Genomic DNA, 19920 nt, shown 5'->3' on the forward strand with positions numbered 1-19920 from the left:
GGGATTTTGGACGAGAACTATCGGAGGCTTGCATGGTATTGCAGTCCATGACCGGTTTTGCCCGGCGTGAAGGAACGAGCGGCCGCTCGCGTTGGGCCTGGGAGCTGCGATCGGTCAACGGCAAGGGTCTGGATTTGCGTCTGCGGCTGCCGCCGGGGTTGGAGCGCGTGGAAACCGATGTACGCAAGCTCATCACCGACAAGTTTTCGCGCGGCAACCTGCAGGTCGGCCTCTCCCTATCCGTCGATGAAAGCCGCGTCGAAGCGGTCGTCAATCAGGACGCGCTGGCGACGGTAATGGCGTTGCGCGGCCAACTCGCCGGCGTCATCGATCCTGCGCCGCTGCGCCTGGACACGCTGCTCGCCATCCGTGGCCTCGTCGAATTCAAGGAAGCCGAGGAGAGCGAAGAAGCGCTTGCATCGCGCGACGCCGACATCATGGCGGGCCTCGAGGCTGCGCTGGTCGATCTCAGCGATATGCGCCGGCGGGAAGGGCAGGCGCTTGGGCAAATCCTGCTCGGCCATGTCGCCGTTATCGAGACGCTGACGCTGACGGTGGAGCGCGACCCGTCGCGTTCGCCGCAGGAGATCGCTGCGAGGCTGCAGACGCAGGTTGCCATGCTCCTGGACGGGACCTCCGGCCTGGACCGTGACCGGCTGCATGCCGAGGCCGCTCTCATCGCCACCAGGGCCGATCTGCGCGAGGAAATCGACCGGCTGAAAGCGCATGTCGCGGCGGCTCGCGATCTTATCGCCAAGGGCGGACCTGTCGGACGTAAGCTTGATTTCCTTGCACAGGAATTTAACCGGGAATCGAATACTATCTGTTCGAAGTCGAATGCCGCAGCGGTCACTGCCGCCGGCATCGAATTGAAGGTGGTCATCGACCAGTTCCGCGAACAGGTCCAGAACTTGGAGTAAGCTATGAAGCCGGCGACATCCACATCCATTTCGATTGCCCGCCGGGGGCTGATGCTTGCCATTTCCTCGCCCTCAGGTGCGGGGAAATCGACGATCGCGCGCACCTTGTTGGAGACCGACAAGCAGATTGGTCTATCCGTCAGCGTCACGACGCGGCAACGGCGGCCGAGTGAGATTGCCGGCATACATTATCATTTTGTCTCGCTGCGGGAATTCGAGCGGCTTCGCGATTCCGACTCGTTGCTCGAATGGGCAGAGGTGCATGGCAATTTCTACGGCACGCCGCGCGAGCCGGTGGAGACGGCGATGGCCGAGGGCCGCGACATGCTCTTCGATATCGACTGGCAGGGCGCGCAGCAACTGCAGGAGAAGATGCCTGCCGATGTCGTATCGATCTTCGTGCTGCCGCCTACCATGACGGAGCTGCAATCGCGCTTGCACCGCCGCGCCGAAGATTCCGAAGAGGTAATCGCCACGCGGCTTGCCAATTCCAGGGCCGAGATCGCCCATTGGCGCGAGTATGATTATGTCATCATCAACGATGATCTGGACGCTGCTTTCGACGCGGTTCAGTCGATCGTCAAGGCCGAGCGCCTGCGCCGCGACCGCCGCCACGGCATGTTCGACTTCGTTCGTGGTCTGCTGGAAGAAACGCCGAAGCTCTGAACAGCCATCAAAGGCAGTTTGCCAGCCGGCAGAATTCTTCGACGGAAAGCGTTTCGGCGCGTCGCTGAGGGTCGATCTCGGCTTTTCGCAGTAGTGCTTCACCACCGAGCGGCTTCAGGCTCTGCCGCAGCATCTTGCGCCGTTGACCGAAGGCGGCCTGCGTCACCTTTTCCAAATTGTCGACGGAGCAGGGGATCGGATTTTCCTTAGGCGTCAGATGCACGACCGTCGAGACTACCTTCGGCGGCGGCGTGAAGGCCTGCGGCGGCACGTCGAACGCCATGTGCGCATTCGTGCGCCAGCCGCAGAGAACGCCGAGACGGCCATAGTGATCATCATCCTCATCGGCGACGATCCGTTGGCCGACCTCCTTCTGGAACATCAGCGTCAGCGATTGCCAGAAGGGCGGCCAATGATTTGGCAGGAGCCAGTTCACCAGCAACTGCGTGCCGACATTATAGGGCAGGTTGGCGATAATGTTGACCGGACCTTCGGGCGCCAGCGCCGCAAAATCCGTCTTCAGCGCGTCGCCCTCGATGACGTCCAGCCGGCCGGGATAGTGATCGGCAATCTCGGCGAGCGCCGGCAGGCAGCGCGGGTCGCGCTCCACGGCAATGACCTTGGCGGCTCCGAGAGCTAGAATGGCACGCGTCAGCCCGCCTGGCCCCGGTCCAACTTCGAAGACGGTAACGCCGTCAAGCGATCCGGCAGTGCGGGCGACCTTTTGTGTCAGATTGAGATCGAGCAGAAAGTTCTGCCCGAGCGCTTTGCGCGCATCGAGGCCGTGGCGCTGGATCACGTCGCGAAGCGGCGGCAGACCGTCGAGTGCGGCCATCAGTGATTGCTTTCCGTCGCGCGACTGATCTCACAAGCCAGCTTGAGGGCTGCCACGAGACTGTCCTCCTTGGCGACGCCCTTGCCGGCGATGCCGAAGGCGGTGCCATGGTCGGGCGAGGTGCGGACAAAGGGGAGGCCAAGCGTAACATTGACGGAATCGTCGAAGCCGAGCGCCTTGGCCGGAATCAAAGCCTGATCATGATACATGCAGACAGCGACGTCATAGCGACGGCGGGCATCGTCATGGAACATCGTGTCGGCGGGCAGGGGGCCAAAGGCATCGATGCCTTCGTTACGAAGTACTTCGATCGCCGGGCGGATGATGTCCTCATCCTCCTTGCCGATGGCGCCGCTCTCGCCGGCATGCGGATTGAGACCGGCAACGGCAAGGCGCGGCTTTGCGATGCCGAAACGCGTCTTGAGATCGTGGTCGGTGATCCGGCAGGTTTCGACGATGAGGTCAGAGGTTAGAGCCTGCGGCACATCCTTCAGCGGAATGTGGATGGTGACGGGAATTGCCCGCAGCTTCGGTCCGGCCAGCAGCATGACCGGCATCACTGGCTTGCCTGTGGCGCGCGACGCAAGATCGGCAAGGAATTCGGTGTGGCCGGGAAAGCCGAAACCGGCGTCGTAGAGAACCGATTTTGCGATCGGATTGGTCACAACCGCGGCGGTTTCTCCCTTCATGCTGAGCGAGACAGCCATCTCGATCGCTGCAATCGTCGCTTTGGCCGTTACGACATGCGGTTCGCCGGCAACCACATCCATGCCGGCAGCGATCGGCAATATCGGCAGCGCTTCTGAGAAGACATCAGTGGCAGTCGACGCATCGGCTTCCCGCAGCGGCACGGTCAGGTTCAACTGGCGCGCTCGCGCCGCAAGAACATTCGGGTCGCCGAGAAACAGAAAGGGCGTCAAACCAAGCTCGCGGCGGCGAAGCCAGGCGGCGAGCGTGATATCAGGTCCGATACCTGCTGGATCCCCCTGCGTGAGTGCGAGGGGGCGGGAAGGGCGCGAGGGCATCGGAGCGATCAGCGATAAAGGATCTGCGCCTTGGAGCGCAGTTCGTCGACGTACTTCTTGTCGTTGGCGCTGACGCCCTGGGCATTCGCCTTGCCGATATCTTCGGCGCGGAAGACGGCGGCCGCGGCAACGTCGTCGTTGACCTGGCGCTGTGAGCAGATGGCGACATATTCGACGCCGCGATCGGTCACGATCGCATCGGTCGTATTGCCCTTGGCCTTCTCAAGCAGCGGCTTCCACGCTTCCGGAAGATCGGGGGCGAGGACGCGGCCCAGATCCTGGACGGAGACGTCATGCATTGTTGCGGCAAAGACTTTCGCCTGATCGCAACCGGGGAACTTTGCCCGTGACGCCTCCGCTTCGGCCTTGCGTTGGCCGAGAATTGCGTTGCGCTTTGCAGTCGGAACAACGAAGACCATCTGCTTCAGGAAATATTCCGTCGTGACCGGCTTCGTCTTGTTTTCCGTCATGCGCGTCACGAGGTCGTCATTCGACATGCGGCCGCCGCTCGAGCCGAAGCGGGCATTGACGACGCGCGGCCAGCTCATGGAAATGGCAATATAGGATTTAAAGTGATCGACGGTGACGCCCATCTTGTCCAGGATCTGTCCAAGCTGCTGCGGCGACATTTTGTTGCTGGTGGCGAAACGGGCAAAAGCGTTGTCGACGTCCGTCGTCGACACCGACATGTGCACGCGGGCAATTTCCGAACGCTTCAGCGTCTCATCGACGAGTTGCTCTTGCGCCAGCTTGTTGAGATCGCCTTTCGCATGCTGCAATTTCAGGAAGTTGATGCGCTTGGCGATATCGCCCGATGTGATGACCGTGTTGTTGACGACGACCTTCACCTCACTTGCCGCGAAGGCAACATCGCTGCTTGGTACGGCAAAAGTGGCCATAACCAACGCTACGGCGCCGAATAGCATAGCGCGCTTCGGTGTCTTTCCAGAGAACATCAACTACCCCTTCCCAAAGGTCCTTGTCCGCACCGCGTCATATTGGGACGCCTTTGGCGCAATACGGTAATTTTGCGCCAATATCTACAACAAGCACGACGAATTGCAAAATCCTTGCGGCGAAACAATGACGCGGAGGGGAATGGCGATCCGATTCAAAGCAAAAGGGCCGGCTTCTAAGCCGGCCCTTTTTAAGATTTGATTGATCAGAACGTAGCGTCCTGGACGTTGCCAAGATTGACGTCGCCGAGCGTGCGGAATGTTATGCGGGCTCCAATAGACCAATCGCTTCCCGATTGGTTCGTTGAATCCTTCTTGTCCAGGAAGGAAACGGTGAAGATCGTGCATTCGTCCGCATAGGACAGGCCGACACCCTGACGCGTGATCTGGCTGTCGTTGAGGTCGTAGCTGACCGTGCCAAAGACAGACCAATATTCCTTGAATTTGATCTGGGCGCGAGTCTGGATTTCGTCCTGATCCGTGGTGAAGCCATATTGCGGCTGAGCGGCGATATGGGTGTAGGTCAGCGAGGTCTGGAAGGCGTCGTTCGCAAAGCCCACCTGGGTATCGCCGCGACGGAATGCGAAATCCTTTTCGTCGAAGCGGTAGGACGTCGAGAGCGAGATGCCCTGCGGAGTGGTGAGACCGAACATGGTCACATAATCGGAGCGGGTGGTTTCTAGCCCTGATTCCGAACCGGCCCAGACCAGATCGTCCGATGCGAACGAATTGCGCCCGGCAAGCTGGAACGATTCACCGAAGATGCTCTGCAACTTGTAGCCGCTGTCGAAGCTGCCGGTATAGCGCCAGCCAACGTTGGCGCGGGTGCCACCCTCGATGCGATCATAGCCGGAGAACTTGTCGCGGTCGAACAGATTGGTCGCATCGAAGACGAAGCTCTGCGCGTCCTCATTCGGCAGTTGCCCGGCCAGCGTCTCGTTCGGACGCACATAAATCTGCGCGATCGGCTCGAACACATGCGTGCTGTTGCTGGTCGTGATGAGGAAGGGATATTTGGCTTCGAGGCCGGCCGTCAGCATGCCACGCGTGGCATAGTCGCTGGTATCGAAATTGCCGGGATAGCTGAAGGATGAACCCAACGAGTTGGGCGAATCCATATTCAGGCCATAGACGTCGCCGCGGGCTGCGAGCAGCGGTGTCAGCACCAGACCTTGATCGGTGGTAAAGGTACGCTGCCACTGCAATTCCGTGCTGAGGCGCGTATCGCTGCCGGGAAGACCGAGAAAGCGGTCGTTCAGGTTGGCGTCGCCGAGATTGTTGACGTTATCCAGCACGGAGGCCTTGTCGCGCGATAGGTGCGTGAAATTCACGTTTGCGGACAGTTCGCCGCCGTAGACCGACTTCGGATCGACATAGTGATAGTCGATGGTCGGATAGACGACCGCTTGCTGCTTTTCAGCAGTGCTGTTGTTATCGGCATCCTGAATGTCATAGTAGAAGGCGCGCATATCGAAAAAATTGCGCTTGCCAAGACCGGTCAAATAGATGTCGTTCGTATGGGTGCTCTGGTTGAGACCTTGTAAGCCATAGGTGCGCGAAAAGTTATTGTCGCTTTGCACCATGACATCCCAGCCGAATGTCCAGCGAGGGTTGATCCTGAAATCGGCTTTCGAGTTGATCACGCCGCGGGTCTTGTTTTCGGCATCACTGGTGCCGGCGGTGAACTGCCCGGGGCTCATCTGATTGATACCGGCGACGCGCAGAATATGCGTACCGTTTTCAAAGCGTTGCCGGAATTCGCCTTCGAGCAGCAAGCCTTGGCTTGTATAGCCTGTGGCGCTGATCGTCGCGTCCATGCTCGGCGAGATCACGTAGTAATAAGGAATCTTCAGACCGAAGCCGAGATTCTGCGAGATGCTGGCAGACGGAAACAGGAAGCCGGACTTGCGCTTCACCGTATTGTCGGGAACCTCGATCCACGGAACGTAAGCGATCGGCTGGCCGAACAGCTCGAAGCGGGCATGCTCGAGGCGGACGGTATGTGTTACGCCGTTCTGCACCACGCGCTGCGCCTTGACCTGCCACAGCGGCGCACGGCCTTGTTCGGAGCAGGGCAAACAGGCGGTGTAGACGCCCTTTGTCAGGATCAATTGGTTGCCGCCAACACGTTCGCCCTTTTCGGCGACCATGCGCGTATTGTCAGGCATTTCAATCCGCAGAGCGTTGACGAAACCGTCGGAGAAGCTGTCGGTGACATCCATTTTGTCGCCGTACATGCGATTGCCGTCCGGAGTGATCAGCTCGACATTGCCGATCGCCGTCATCCGCCCGCTTTTCTGATTATACTCAACCTTCTGCGCGACCATCCTATAGCCGCCATAGTTGATCTGGACCGCGCCGCTCGCGGTGACGATCTGTGTATCCTTGTTGTAGACCAATTCGTTCGACGAAAGGATCAGCTTGGAGCCTTCCGGCACTTTGACCTTAATGGGAGAGGTCGCAGCGCCAGCGCCGCCGTTATTATTGTTGTCCTGGGCGTAAGCTACGACCGGGCTCATGACAAATGCATACGCAGCCGCGCCCATGACGAGGGCAGCCACAAATTTCCTGATACTCTTGCGGTTGCCTGCCGCCACTTAGCCGTCCTCCTGATGAAGCAGGATCGTTGCTCCGAATGCCAAAGCGACGATCACGGGTATCCATGTCGCCACGAAAGGAGGAACCACTCCGCTGCTCCCGAATGCCTTTACAAGCACGGTGACAACATAAAGCACGAAGCCTGAGAGGATTCCACCCAGAATCACGGAGCGCGATTGGTTGAATCTACTGAATTTTAAAGACACGGTTGCTGCAATCAGCGTCATTGCCACCAGGAGGAATGGCTGCGACAGCAGCGAGTGAAATTGCGTCTCAAGAGCCTTGGTTGAGATGCCAAAAGACCTTGCGATCGCAATTCGATTAGAAAGATCATAAAAAGCAATGGTTTCCGGCTGCGCCAAACGTTCGGATACGAAATCCTGTTTCAGATTCGTACGAACCTTTGCCGTCCCCTTATGATCTGGAATTTCGCCAGGGCTGCGCTCGACAACACCATTAAGAAGCCAGTAACCATCTTCCAACTTTGCCGACTGCGCGTCCTGCCTGAGAACGATATTCCCCTGTGAATCGAAGTGGATAAAGACGACGTTCATCAGCGTCGTTCCGTTGTCGAGAATGGCCTTGGCGCCAATGATGACGTCGTCTTTGCCATCCGACTGGCGCAGCCACGGAATCGAGAGTTTATTGTGATAGGACGGATCGCCGCGCAGATCGGCTTCCATCGTTTCCGCCTGCCGTTGTCCCCATGCTGCAACCGGATTGAGGGCAAACATCGTCAGAAGACCGACGAAGAAGGCGCCGACCACGAAGGGTGTCATGAATTGCCAGACGGAGATGCCGGCCGCGCGGGCAATCACCAGTTCGCGACGCCGGTTGAGGGCAATCAACACCGTCATGCCGACGAAGAGGGCGATGAACGGCACTGTCTGCTGCAGGATGAACGGCAATCTGACGGCCGTCATCAGCAAGCCGATGCTGACCGTATATCCGGGAAGGCCGGCAAGCCGGCCGGCGGTTTCGCTGAAGTCGACAAGATAAACGATCGAAATCACACCCAGGAAAAACCAAAGGTGGTGATGATGTAACGCATGAAGAAGTAGCGGCCGAGCGTACTGAAGATCATACGCCACCCCCGTTCGAGTTGTCGGGTGCTATCGGCATGCGATCCTGGATCTTCTGACGCCAGTTGCTGAAGCGGTTGCGGATCGACGCCGGCATCGACATCTTTCTGTTCCTGAACAGCAGAGCGATGGCAATCAGAGCCGCGCCGATGTTGACCGCATAGAGAACGCCGACGAAAGAGGGTGCGTTCTCGATCTGATTTACCGCATAAAAATTCGCCCACCGCAGTGCAAAAGCGATGGTCAGTGCCGAAACCATCGGATGCAGGCGCGCTTCACGATGAGATCGCGCATCGCCGGCAATGACCAGAGATATTAGAGCAAAGATGGCGGGCAGCGCCCAGTCGGTGAGACGCCGGTGCAACTCGGCACGGTAGCCGCCTGGTTTTGCTTTGTAATCCGCGTCGTTCGGGTCCGGATTAAGCAGAAAGCCGAGGCCGCGGTCGCTGGCGCGCAGCGTTGCCTGACCGCGGCTCTGCGTCATATCGGAAAGATCGAAGGAATAGGAGTCGAAATTAATGACGGAGACGTTGCCGTCCGGCGTCTTGCGGTGGACTTCGCCATCCCTCATCAGTAGCGACGTGCCGCTCGGGTCGACTGCACCTTCCTTGGCATAGTAGATGAGATCGAACGCCGGATCGCGCGAATCGACCACGAAGAGGCCTTTCAGGATACGTCCCGACAGGCGCTGGGTGATCTGCACATAAAGCCCGTCTTCGATCCGCCGAAAATTCTTCTCTTCGATAACGGTCGAGAGCAGGTCGGCATAGGCTTCGGCGACCATCTCGCGGGCGGCAACTCGGGCCTTCGGCTCGACCACATTGCCGACGACGAAAGAGAAAACGCTGATGGCCATCGCCAGAATCATGATCGGGCGGATGATGATGCTGCGCCGTGCACCCGCCGCCTCCATGACGGTCAGTTCCGAATCGGTGTTCATCGCAGTCAGCGTCTGCGTGATGCCGATCACCAGTGCAAAGGGCAGGACCACGGGGATGATCGTCGGCAGGATGAGGGTCGCTAGCGTAGCGAACGAACCAATCGACTGGCCGCTGTCGGTAACGAGATTGATGCGCTGCAGCACCTGGGTCGTCCAGATGATAGCGAGCACCGGCAGCAGCGCTACCAGGAACATCATGCCGACACGCCGTACGATATATGTTTCGAATAACTTCATGCCGGCCCTTAAACGCAATACCCCACCGTGCGAGCCGGCAGAGATTCATCCTCCTCTACGCTGTTTGCGTTTTTTTGGCGACAACCCACTCGCAAAAAAATCGTTAATTTTCCGAATTTCTTCTGCTGTGTGTCGTTTGGGATAAAGCCAGAAGAGCGGCAAATACAACCAGCGAAGAAAGCCAGCCCAGAACGGCATCCGACAGGTAGTGGCCGCCGAAGGCCACTCTAAGGGCTGAAATGAGAATCGAAGCGGCTGCGATCGGCAGGGCAAGTGCCGTCCGTGCCGGCTGTGGGATGATGAAGATCAAGCAAAACAGCCAGCCGGCGGCAGCAGCTTCGCCGGAAATGAACGAGCAGTTGCTGACACATTTTCCGGCGAAGGAACCGGCGTGAACGAAATCGAGTGCGCCGCCGAAAAGATCGGTCTGGCGAGGCCGCGGACGGCCCGAGAAGGCTTTGAGCCACAGATTGACGATAAGCACAGGGCCGAGGAGCAGCGAGCCGAGCGCGATCTTCAGATTGCGGGCCCTCAACGTTTTGAAGGTTGCGCCGTGCTGCTCCCAACATTGGACCAGCATCCAGCAGAGGCCCGCCGCGACGATATAGGGTACCTGGAAGAAAATCTCCCTGAGCAGACGCAGATGCGGATCGTCGCCATACGGGAAAGTGCCGCAGATCTGGCCGGCCCTGGCGGGGGCGACGCATTGCTCTGGCACGAAGAACATACTGGCGACGGCAAGATCGATCTGTGGAAAAACCGAAAACAGCCAGAGCAGTGCCCACCAGAGACAGAAGAGAACGACGAAAGCATCCCCCGCCGAGCGAGGTCGCAGGATTTCGGGGAAGCGATTCCGGCGATCGAAGCTGCTGAAATCTATGATCAATGTGGCATTCCGATAATTGATCGCGCCGGCCGGGCGGCGATACCCAGTATCTGAGATGACAGCCTATAGACCGTAGATGACAGGGATTTGAATGTGGCAAAGGTGTTTCTTCGCGGAATGCCTCGCCAAAAGCTTGTATTTGATGAGGAAACCTTGAATGATCGAAAGTGTATAATTCTATTTTGCACTACGCTTATTATCGGAGCAGAAATGTCTGTGAAATTCGAGATTTCCTTTGCCAAATCGGTTCGGCTGAATGGTGGCCTGGCCATTCTCCTGAAAGATACGGACAGCGAGCTGCCGGCAGGAGCTGAAAGCGCCGATCCGGCGAATGTGTTCGCCAAGGCCGCGCGCATCGCCCGTTTCACTGCGAAGGGTTTGAGCAGCCTTGATATCGTTGCGCCCGAGGGCTCGCCGGTCGATCGAATTTTCGTCATCGGCACCGGCAAGGCGAAGGAGCTGAATGCGCATGATTGGCTGAAGCTCGGCGGCGGCGCGGCTGCCAAGATCCGCAATGTCGACAAGGTCGCGATCTTTGTCGACATGCCTGGTGTCGAGGCCGGTGCCAAGGCGGCTGCCGATTTCGCCCTCGGCATGCTGCTGCGCGCCTATAGCTTCGATACCTACAAAACGAAGAAGAAAGATGACGAGGACAACGGCGCGCAGAAGACAGTCAAGGTTACGATAGTCACCTCGAATGTCGTCGCCGCAAAGAAGCTCTTCTCCGCATCGGAAGCGATCGCCGACGGCGTTATCCTGGCTCGCGATCTCGTCAATGAGCCGCCAAACGTTCTCGGCCCGGTCGAGTTTGCCGCGAAAGCCAAGGCGCTGGAAAAGCTCGGCGTCGAAGTGGAGATCCTGACAGAGCGTGAAATGCGCCGGCTCGGCATGGGCGCGCTGCTTGGCGTAGCGCAGGGTTCCGTGCGTCCTCCGCGCCTGGTGATCATGCAATGGAAGGGCGGCAAGCCGAAGGACAAGCCGGTCGCCTTCATTGGAAAGGGCGTGGTGTTCGACACCGGCGGCATTTCCATCAAGCCGGCTGCCGGCATGGAGGATATGAAGGGTGACATGGGCGGAGCCGCCGCCGTTACGGGCCTGATCCACACGCTCGCTGCCAGATGCGCCAAGGTCAACGCCATCGGCGTCATCGGTCTGGTCGAAAACATGCCTGACGGCAATGCCCAGCGTCCTGGCGACATCGTTACATCGATGTCCGGTCAGACGATCGAAGTGATCAATACGGATGCTGAAGGCCGGCTCGTGCTCTGCGATGCGCTCTGGTACACCAACGACCGTTTCAAGCCGCAGTTCATGATCAATCTCGCGACGCTGACCGGCGCCATTCTGGTCGCGCTTGGCAACCTGCATGCCGGCCTGTTCTGCAATGACGATAAGTTGGCGAACGAGCTGACTGCCGCCGGCCTTGCCACCAATGAGCGCCTGTGGCGCATGCCGCTCGGCAAGGAATACGACAAGATGATCGACAGCAAGTTCGCCGATATGAAAAATACCGGCGGTCGCCATGCCGGTTCGATCACTGCGGCACAGTTCCTCAAGCGTTTCGTGCAGGAAACGCCGTGGGCGCATCTCGACATTGCCGGCACTGCGATGGGCTCGATCCAGGACGAGATCAACCAGTCCTGGGGCTCGGGTTTCGGCGTGCGCCTGCTCGATGAGCTGGTCCGCGCGAACTACGAATCGTGACCTTCGAAGGTGTTTGAGATAGAAGGGGCGGCATGACCGACGTTCTCTTCTATCACCTGACCGAATCGAAGCTGGAGGATGCCCTGCCGCCGCTGATCGACAAAAGTGTCGAGCGCGGCTGGCAGGTCGCCATCCAGATGCGCGAGCCGGCGCGGCGTGATTCGCTGGATGCTCATCTCTGGACCTATCGCGAGGACAGCTTTCTGCCGCACGGCACGGACGAAAACGAGATGGCAGACAAACAGCCGGTGTTGCTCACCGTCTCGTCCGACAACCCCAACAGAGCCACCGTCCGCTTCTTCGTCGACGGCGCCGAAGCGTCAGGGATCGAGACCTATCAGCGCGTCGTCTTCATGTTCGACGGTTACGACCAAGAGCAGTTAGAAGGCGCCCGGGTGCAGTGGAAGAAGCTGAAGGGCGAGGGGCATAACCTCACCTATTGGCAGCAGACTCAGGATGGACGCTGGGAAAAGAAGGCGTAATCATTCTCCTCTCTCCCCGCTGGGGCGAGGGTAAGGCTCAGTCGCCAGACGCTGCAACGACCTCGTCGATGAACACTCTCTTCGCCTCGGTATAGGCGGCGCGATTGTCGGCCTATTCCTCGGCCAGATCGATTTTCAACGCCTCATAAGCTTGGGCAAGATCGGGTCGAGCGCGAAGCCTGTCGCGAAATAAGATAAACCGGGTCCAATGGGCGCCGCCATATTCAACAATATGAACAAGATGCGTGCGCGTCTCGCCTTTGATGCCGCGGCCGAAAATATGATCGTCGGGAATGATGTCGTTGCCGGCGTAATCATAGCCAAGCCCTTCCATCGGCTTGATGCAACGGAAACCGTCGTCGAAACGCCTGACGCCGATGGTGATATCGATGATCGGCTTGGCCTTGATCGCCGGTATCGAGGTGCTGCCGAAATGCTGGATATCGACGGCGAGATCGCCGAGGACATTGCGAATGGCGGTCTCTTCCAGGACATAGGCTTCCTGCCAACAGGCATTCGGCTCTGCTAGCGCGACAAGCTTGTGCTTCACACCCAGCCCAAAACTTTCCTCGCTTTCCGACGGCATCGCAGTCTCCCTGATCAATGAAGATACGCCACTTTAGCATTCCGCGCGGCGCATCTCATCGGTCGATGGAGTTTAGTCGTGGAAGGCCTCGACGAACTTGCGCTTGCCGAGCATGAAGGCGTCGGCGACGTGGCGAAGCGGCGCGAGGTCGACATCCGAGGTGCCGGCTTTGACGATATCGGCGAAGCGGCGATAGAGCGAAGGATATTCCGCCTCCGGGGCGGTGAACTTCAATTCGCCGTTCACGGAAAGCTTCGATCCGCCCTCGGAGAGCACCATCTGGCCAGCTTCAGTTTCAGCGACGATATCCCAGCTCTGCTTGCCGGTCTGGCGCCAGTCGAATTCGGCATGTACCGGCAGCCCCTCTGCGCTTTTGAAATGGAGGTCGGCGGCGATCGGCGAATCGCGGTTTTCGGGAAATTCTAGTACTGCGCCCGTGAGGAAGAGCGGCGGGAAGATGTACGTGACGATCGACAGCGCGTTGATGCCCGGATCGAAGACGCCGAGACCGCCGGCCTGCCAGATCCATTCCTGATTCGGATGCCAGTGGCGTACGTCTTCCTTCCAGCTGACATGGACGCTCTTGATGGTCGTCCCGGCGAGGAAGGCCTTGGCGGCTTCGACAGCAGGCGCGTAACGCGAATGCCAGCTGGCAAACAGGGAAACGCCCTTCGCCTTGGCAAGCGTCTCGAGATCGGCAACTTCGCTCAGCGTCGCGCCTGGCGGCTTTTCCAGGAAGACATGCTTGCCAGCCTGGAGAGCCTTATAGGCGGCCTCGTAACGATATTGCGGCGGCATGCAGAGCGAGACGGCGTCGATCCCGGGAACCGCGTCCAGCATGGCCTCTATGGATGTGAAGGCCGGAATGCCGTCGACGGTGCCGTGGCGGCTTGCCGTGGCGATCAGTTTGAAATCCGGATTGTTCGCGATGGACGGAAGATGCTGGTCGCGGACGATCTTGCCGACGCCGACGATGGCGAGGTTGATGGGGGACATGGGGTGTCTCTCGATTAGTATGATTATTTGTATGATCTTTTATCAGAATGCCGCAGGCGGGCAAGGCCGGGCAAGCGTAATTGCGAGCGATCCACTTGATGTGCAGCTTTCTCTGTGCTCCGCCATCACATTTGGAAAACCAGCTTACGCTCTTGATTCACAGTCTGAAATCGGCACTCTGCCTGTGCGCGGCAAGAGGATCTTGGGGAGACCGCTGCGGGGGAGAAAAATGATGAGAGCATTGCTCGGCTTCAGCCGGCTCGTGGATGCTGTGACGGAAATCATTGGCAAATCGGTTTCCTGGCTCATTCTGGTCGCCGTGCTGGTCAGCGCCGGAAACGCCATTGTCCGCAAGGTGTTCAATACCTCGTCCAACGCCTGGCTGGAAGCGCAATGGTATCTGTTCGGCGCCGCCTTCATGCTCGCTGCCGCCTATACGCTCAGTCAGAACGAGCATATTCGCATCGATATCGTCTACGGCGCCTTACCACGGCGGGTCCAGCACTGGATCGATCTGCTCGGTCATTGCCTATTTCTCATGCCCTTCGCGCTTTTGATGGTCTATGACCTCGCGCCCTATGTTCGCATGTCCTTCATGTCCGGCGAGGTTTCGTCCAGTGCCGGCGGCCTGATCATCTGGCCGGGCAAGGCGCTGTTGCTCGCAGGCTTCTTTCTGCTGGCGCTCCAGGGTGTTTCCGAAATCATCAAGAAGATCGCCGTCATGCGCGGCGATAAAGAGGACCCGACACCATACGTGCCGACGCATGCGCCTGTCGATGCCGAGACGCCTGCCGGGGAGGCGCGCTGATGATCGAATTCATCGCGGTGAACATGGCCCCGATCATGTTTGCTTCCCTGATCATCTTCCTGCTGATCGGATATCCCGTTGCCTTCGCGCTCGCCGCCAACGGACTGCTGTTCTTCTGGATCGGCGTCGAGCTGGCGCCTTATTCGGGCGGCGCCATCAATCTCTCCTGGCCTTTGCTCAACGCGCTGCCGGATCGGTTCTGGGGTGTAATGTCCAACGACACGCTGCTGGCGATCCCGTTTTTCACCTTCATGGGCATCGTGCTGGAACGCTCGGGGATGGCCGAGGATCTGCTCGATACCGTCGGCCAGCTCTTCGGTCCGATCCGCGGCGGTCTAGCCTACGCGGTGATCTTCGTCGGCGCGCTGCTTGCCGCCACCACCGGCGTCGTCGCGGCCTCGGTCATCGCCATGGGGCTGATCTCGCTGCCGATCATGCTGCGCTATGGTTATGACCGCAGCCTGGCATCCGGCGTCATCGCGGCGTCGGGCACGCTCGCGCAGATTATTCCGCCCTCGCTGGTGCTGATCGTGCTGGCGGATCAGCTCGGCCGCTCGGTCGGCGACATGTATGCCGGCGCGCTGATCCCCGGCCTGGTGCTGACCGGCATCTACATGCTCTATGTGCTGATCATGTCGATCGTCCGGCCGACATCGATGCCGGCGCTGCCGAAGGAGGCGCGCTCGCTCGGTTCCGGCGTGACCTCGCTTTTCATCGCACTACTGGTCTCCACTGGCGTTGCCTATGCGGCTCATGTCTACCTGACGCCGGCCTATGGTGAAAATGCCGATATTCTCGGCGCAACCGTCGGCGTCGCCTTCATCTATGTCATCGCCGTCATCGACAAAGCGATGAAGTTCAACCTGATGTCGCGGCTGGCGCAGCAGGTGATCATCGTACTGATTCCGCCGCTGGCGCTGATCTTCCTCGTGCTCGGTACTATCTTCCTTGGCATCGCTACGCCCACAGAGGGCGGCGCGATGGGCGCGGTCGGTGCGCTGGTCATGGCCGCGGCAAAGGGTCGGCTGAGCATGGATGTCGTACGCTCCGCATTGGCATCGACGACGCGGCTCTCCTCCTTCGTGCTGTTCATCCTGATCGGCTCGCGTGTCTTTTCGCTGACCTTCTACGGCGTCAACGGCCATGTCTGGGTCGAGCATCTGCTGGTGTCGCTGCCGGGTGGCGAGATCGGCTTCCTCGTCGCCGTCAACCTGCTGGTCTTCGTGCTGGCCTTCTTCCTCGATTTCTTCGAGCTTGCCTTCATCATCGTGCCGCTGCTGGCGCCCGCTGCCGAGAAGCTCGGCATCGACCTGATCTGGTTCGGTGTCCTGCTCGGCGTCAATATGCAGACGAGCTTCATGCATCCGCCCTTTGGTTTCGCGCTGTTCTACTTGCGCTCGGTGGCTGCAAAGGTGCCTTACCTCGACAAAGTTACGGGCAAGAAGACGATGCCGGTAACGACGGGGCAGATCTATTGGGGCGCTGTGCCCTTTGTCGGTATTCAGATCCTGATGGTGGCGCTGACGATCATGTTTCCGCAGATGGTCATGCACTACAAGGGAGCGGGAGCCGCCATCGATCCCAATACGATCAAGATCGAAGTGCCCGGCTTTGGTGCGCTCGGCCAGGATAATGGCGGTCTTGGTTTGCCGGGTGGCCTGCAGCTGCCGGGCGCCAATCCGCTCGACGACAAGCCAGCGGATCAGGGCGGGGAAAAGAAAAATCCGCCTGCTATCGATCTCAGTCAGCCGCCGTCATTCAATTGAGCAGGGAGCGATACCGCTGCCGTATTCCAACGAAAAACCCCGGAACGTCGTTCCGGGGTTTCTGATTTCCAATCCAATAATCAAATCTTCCCGGCTCGCTGCTGCGTCATCATATACACGTCGTAGCTGTATTCTGCGACCTGGGCATAGAGATAGTGGCCGCCGCGGAACGCCTTGATCGATTCCCAAATCTTTTTGAAGGTCGGGTTCGATGCTTCCATCTCGGCATAGACCTCGTTCGACTTGTCGAAGCAGGCGTTCATGATGTCAGCACTGAATGGACGCAGCTTCGCGCCTTCGGCCACAACGCGCTTGATGGCCGCCGGATTGAGGTAGTCGTATTTTTGCAGCATGTCGGCATCGGTTGCCTGGGCGGCCGTGCGCAGCAGCGACTGATAGGCCTTCGGCAGACCTTCATAGGCCGCCTTGTTGAACATCACGTGTACGGTCGGACCGCCTTCCCACCAGCCGGGATAGTAGTAATAGGGTGCGACCTTGTAGAAACCGAGTTTTTCGTCGTCATAGGGGCCGACCCATTCGGCTGCATCAATCGTGCCTTTTTCCAGCGCCGGATAAATGTCGCCGCCGGCGATCTGCTGCGGCACGACGCCGAGACGCTCCACCACTTTGCCAGCGAAGCCGCCGATGCGCATCTTCAGACCCTTGAGGTCCGCTACCGTATTGATTTCCTTGCGGAACCAGCCGCCCATCTGCACGCCGGTATTGCCGCTCGGAAAGCCGATCAGCCCTTGCGTCGCCAGGAATTCGTTGAACATGTCGATTCCGCCGCCGTGGTATTGCCAGGCATTCATGCCGCGGGCATTGAGTGCGAAAGGAACGGCGGCGCCCAGCGCCCAGACGGGATCTTTGCCCCAATAATAATAGGAGACTGTGTGGCAGGCTTCGACCGTGCCCGCCGATGTCGCATCGGCGGCCTGCAGGCCGGGCACGATTTCGCCGGCGGCGAAGACTTGGATGGTGAAGTTGCCGTCGGTCGCTTCTGAGACAAATTTGGACAGCACCTCGGCGCCTCCATAGATCGTGTCGAGCGATTTCGGGAATGACGAGGTCAGGCGCCAGTTGATTTTCGGATTGCTCTGAGCAATGGCCGGAGCTGCAAGAGCTGCCGCGGCAACCGAGCCGGCGCCGGCCACGCCGGCTTTCCTCAGAAATGAACGACGATCCATCTATTAACTCCCCCCAAGATGTGAGCGGGCGGGTTGGCCCGCTCTTCGTGATCACGCTGCAACTAATCATGTCATCCGACGCGTTTCAAGTGCATCGAAAAATCATGCAACTGCTGATTTTGCATAATCCTTAAAGGACGAAAGTCAGGTGTCGCTGAGTTTCACGATCGTCTCCCGAAGGAAACTGTAACCCAGTGCGATACGCGCCGCGAGCTGTGTCGATGCGCCGTCGCCGCCATGGCCGCCCGAGTGGAATTCATGGAACAGCGGATGATGGCCGAGGTCCTCCATGCGTGCCGCAAACCGCCGTGCATGTGAGGGATGAACCCGGTCGTCATTGCTGGAGCTTTCGATATAGATGGGTGGATAGGCGATCTCCGAGGCCGGCTTCAGATTCTGCAGCGGCGAGTAGGAAAGCAGATAGTCCCGGTCCGTCTGATCGTCGGGATTGCCATATTCGTCGATCCAGGCCTGGCCGGCCGGGAAGACATGGAATCGGGTCATGTCGAGCACCGGCACCTGGCACCAGATCGCGCCGAAGTCGCGCGGATAGCGGGTCAGCATCACGCCGGTCAGCAGCCCGCCGTTGCTGCCGCCATTGGCGGCGATGCGCGACGGCTTGGTGTAGCCGCGGGCAACGAGATCGCGGGCAACAGCAGCAAAATCGGCGAAGGCTCTGTGGCGGCCATGACGTTTGGCGGAGCGATGCCAGTTCGGGCCGAGCTCGCCCCCGCCACGGATATAGGCCTGCACATAGGCGCCGCCCTGTTCCAGCCAGCGACCGATGACGCCGGAATATTGTGGACGGACCGAGAAATCGAAGCCGCCATAGCCGTACATCAGCACCGGCAGTTCGCCGCCGGTCCACGTCTTCGGCAAGACCAGCCGGTACGGCACCCGCGTCCCGTCTTCGGAAGTAGCTTCGAGCAATTCGGACGTCATGCCGTCGGTATCGAAGTATGCCGGCGAACTCGCGGTGTGAACGAGTTCGAGCGGCATCCTGCGGTCGGCAAGATCCAGGCGATAGCAGGAGGGCGGCTGCAGGAATCCTTCGCCATAGACCTGCAGCGTGTCGTCGCCGAGATGCAGATCGGAATAAAGCGGCCAGACCGTCACTGTCTGGACATCGGTCGGCAGCGGGATTTCCTTGACGCCCGCATCCGTCTTGGTCAGGTCGAAGACGAAAAGGCGTGGCTGCAGGTTGTCCGAAACGACGAAGACGCACCATTCGCGCATCAGCAGGAATTGCGATACCGACTGGCGTTCGCCCGGCACGAACAACACACGCATCGCCTCAGCGCCGGCATCGGTGGCCAGCCGCGGCAAGGGTTGTATCGCCAGACTGCCGGCGGGTATGCGCTCATCGGTCTTGGCGAGCCAGAGGCAATAGGAATAGCTGAGGTGGACGTCGATATCCTTCGGCAGATCGACCCGTCGCAGCGAAAAATCCTGCTCTTTGACGAAAACGCTGGAATTGCCGATTTGGTGGCCTGTGATGAACAGGCGGATCGGTTTGGCCGTACCTTTCTTTGCGATGCCGGCAAGCACCGGATCGAAGACCAGGCAGGAACCATAGACGTCGGTATCGGCGGTTGCGTAAAGCAGGGGTGCCTTTGCTGGTGGCTGACCACGTTTCAGACGGCGGCCGACGCGGGGCCAGCCTGAGCGCGTCGAAGAGAGGCGGTCGATCGAGCCGAAATACGCAATCTCGTCCCGGCTGAGCCAAGTTGCATGGCAACGCGCCGGCGGCGTGTCGAACCCACCTTCAACGATGCTCTTGGCCTCGCAATCGAACTCCAGGAGACGTCCAAGATCTGAACCGCCGTCGGAGAGGCAAAGCAGCACCCGCGTCGGCTCCCAGGGGCAGGTTATCGCACCCCGCCAGAGCCAAAGCTTGTTCTCCGCTGCACAGAAAGCGTCGAGATCGAAGATCGGCTCCCAGGGCGCATTGGGCAAGGGCGTGAGACCGGCCGGCAGCCGAAACCACATGCCGAGGGGGTGATCTGGGCTGCGATGGAAGTCGAATAGCCAATTACCACGGCGCACCGCCTGGATCAGCCGGTCCTCGCGCTCGATCAGCGCTTTGATCGCCGCACTGTCCGCTTCGAATTCGGGCGTCATCAGGGCCTGCTCAGATTTTGCATCCCTCTCGGCGACGAATTGTAGGGTCAGTGGATCGTCGGCATGCTCGAGATGGAGATTCATAAGGGACCTGATACGCCATTGATGAAGTGAATCATATATAA

General features: G+C 59.3%; 15 protein-coding genes and 2 pseudogenes. 6 read left to right on the forward strand and 11 right to left on the reverse strand.

All coding sequences use genetic code 11. From position 1 onward, the window contains the following. The first annotated feature begins 32 nt into the window (after nucleotides 1–32). Complete coding sequence (locus CCGE525_RS07355; RefSeq protein WP_120703716.1) at nucleotides 33–920, forward strand: YicC/YloC family endoribonuclease; 888 nt, start codon at nucleotides 33–35, stop codon at nucleotides 918–920. 3 nt (nucleotides 921–923) lie between these two features. Continuing rightward, nucleotides 924–1586 carry a guanylate kinase gene (gene gmk, locus CCGE525_RS07360; protein WP_120703717.1) on the forward strand — a complete coding sequence of 221 codons (663 nt, stop codon included), beginning with the start codon at nucleotides 924–926 and terminating at the stop codon, nucleotides 1584–1586. 7 nt (nucleotides 1587–1593) lie between these two features. Here gmk and rsmA read toward each other — a convergent pair whose 3' ends face one another. From rsmA to CCGE525_RS07395, 7 genes and pseudogenes are all read right to left on the reverse strand, one after another. Then, entirely contained in the window at nucleotides 1594–2421 is an 828-nt protein-coding gene (gene rsmA, locus CCGE525_RS07365; RefSeq protein ID WP_120703718.1) for a 16S rRNA (adenine(1518)-N(6)/adenine(1519)-N(6))-dimethyltransferase RsmA, read from the reverse strand. Further along, a complete protein-coding gene (gene pdxA / locus CCGE525_RS07370; protein ID WP_120703719.1) occupies nucleotides 2421–3446 on the reverse strand; it encodes a 4-hydroxythreonine-4-phosphate dehydrogenase PdxA in 1026 nt (341 codons plus the stop codon). Before pdxA ends, rsmA begins: the two co-directional genes overlap by 1 nt. Before the next feature lie 8 nt (nucleotides 3447–3454). After that, the gene (locus CCGE525_RS07375) at nucleotides 3455–4372 is read right to left on the reverse strand and encodes a SurA N-terminal domain-containing protein (protein WP_245472135.1); all 918 of its coding nucleotides are present in this window, start codon (nucleotides 4370–4372) and stop codon (nucleotides 3455–3457) included. Between the two features lie 236 nt (nucleotides 4373–4608). Further along, nucleotides 4609–6999: an LPS-assembly protein LptD gene (locus CCGE525_RS07380; protein ID WP_120703721.1), complete on the reverse strand. Its 2391-nt coding sequence runs from the start codon at nucleotides 6997–6999 to the stop codon at nucleotides 4609–4611. After that, nucleotides 7000–8084 (reverse strand): annotated as a pseudogene (lptG, locus tag CCGE525_RS07385) (LPS export ABC transporter permease LptG). It abuts the gene before it with no gap. Further along, entirely contained in the window at nucleotides 8081–9259 is a 1179-nt protein-coding gene (locus CCGE525_RS07390; RefSeq protein ID WP_120706309.1) for an LptF/LptG family permease, read from the reverse strand. Before CCGE525_RS07390 ends, lptG begins: the two are co-directional and overlap by 4 nt. A gap of 103 nt (nucleotides 9260–9362) precedes the next feature. Further along, complete coding sequence (locus tag CCGE525_RS07395) at nucleotides 9363–10145, reverse strand: phosphatase PAP2 family protein (protein WP_120703723.1); 783 nt, start codon at nucleotides 10143–10145, stop codon at nucleotides 9363–9365. Between the two features lie 210 nt (nucleotides 10146–10355). On the opposite strand from CCGE525_RS07395, the gene CCGE525_RS07400 reads away from it, so the two are divergent. Both CCGE525_RS07400 and CCGE525_RS07405 read left to right on the forward strand, forming a co-directional pair. Continuing rightward, nucleotides 10356–11849 (forward strand): leucyl aminopeptidase, encoded by a 1494-nt coding sequence (locus CCGE525_RS07400; RefSeq protein WP_120703724.1) that lies wholly within the window; start codon nucleotides 10356–10358, stop codon nucleotides 11847–11849. A gap of 32 nt (nucleotides 11850–11881) precedes the next feature. Continuing rightward, on the forward strand, nucleotides 11882–12331 hold the full coding sequence (locus tag CCGE525_RS07405; protein WP_120703725.1) for a DNA polymerase III subunit chi: 450 nt from the start codon (nucleotides 11882–11884) through the stop codon (nucleotides 12329–12331). Nucleotides 12332–12368: 37 nt separating this feature from the next. Here CCGE525_RS07405 and CCGE525_RS07410 read toward each other — a convergent pair. Both CCGE525_RS07410 and CCGE525_RS07415 read right to left on the reverse strand, forming a co-directional pair. After that, nucleotides 12369–12917: pseudogene (locus CCGE525_RS07410) on the reverse strand (GrpB family protein). Nucleotides 12918–12989: 72 nt separating this feature from the next. Continuing rightward, on the reverse strand, nucleotides 12990–13913 hold the full coding sequence (locus tag CCGE525_RS07415) for a Gfo/Idh/MocA family protein (RefSeq protein ID WP_120703726.1): 924 nt from the start codon (nucleotides 13911–13913) through the stop codon (nucleotides 12990–12992). A gap of 232 nt (nucleotides 13914–14145) precedes the next feature. On the opposite strand from CCGE525_RS07415, the gene CCGE525_RS07420 reads away from it, so the two are divergent. Both CCGE525_RS07420 and CCGE525_RS07425 read left to right on the forward strand, forming a co-directional pair. Next, nucleotides 14146–14721, forward strand: a complete 576-nt coding sequence (locus CCGE525_RS07420) for a TRAP transporter small permease subunit (RefSeq protein ID WP_120703727.1) — start codon at nucleotides 14146–14148, stop codon at nucleotides 14719–14721. Then, the gene (locus CCGE525_RS07425; RefSeq protein ID WP_120703728.1) at nucleotides 14721–16487 is read left to right on the forward strand and encodes a TRAP transporter large permease; all 1767 of its coding nucleotides are present in this window, start codon (nucleotides 14721–14723) and stop codon (nucleotides 16485–16487) included. The genes CCGE525_RS07420 and CCGE525_RS07425 overlap by 1 nt, the downstream gene beginning before the upstream one ends. An 80-nt stretch (nucleotides 16488–16567) precedes the next feature. On the opposite strand, the gene CCGE525_RS07430 is transcribed toward CCGE525_RS07425, so the two are convergent. Both CCGE525_RS07430 and CCGE525_RS07435 read right to left on the reverse strand, forming a co-directional pair. Further along, a complete protein-coding gene (locus tag CCGE525_RS07430) occupies nucleotides 16568–17674 on the reverse strand; it encodes a TRAP transporter substrate-binding protein (protein WP_120703729.1) in 1107 nt (368 codons plus the stop codon). A gap of 144 nt (nucleotides 17675–17818) precedes the next feature. Next, nucleotides 17819–19879 carry a prolyl oligopeptidase family serine peptidase gene (locus tag CCGE525_RS07435; protein WP_120706310.1) on the reverse strand — a complete coding sequence of 687 codons (2061 nt, stop codon included), beginning with the start codon at nucleotides 19877–19879 and terminating at the stop codon, nucleotides 17819–17821. Between the last annotated feature and the right edge of the window lie 41 nt (nucleotides 19880–19920).

It is taken from the genome of Rhizobium jaguaris, assembly GCF_003627755.1.
Lineage (GTDB): Bacteria > Pseudomonadota > Alphaproteobacteria > Rhizobiales > Rhizobiaceae > Rhizobium > Rhizobium jaguaris.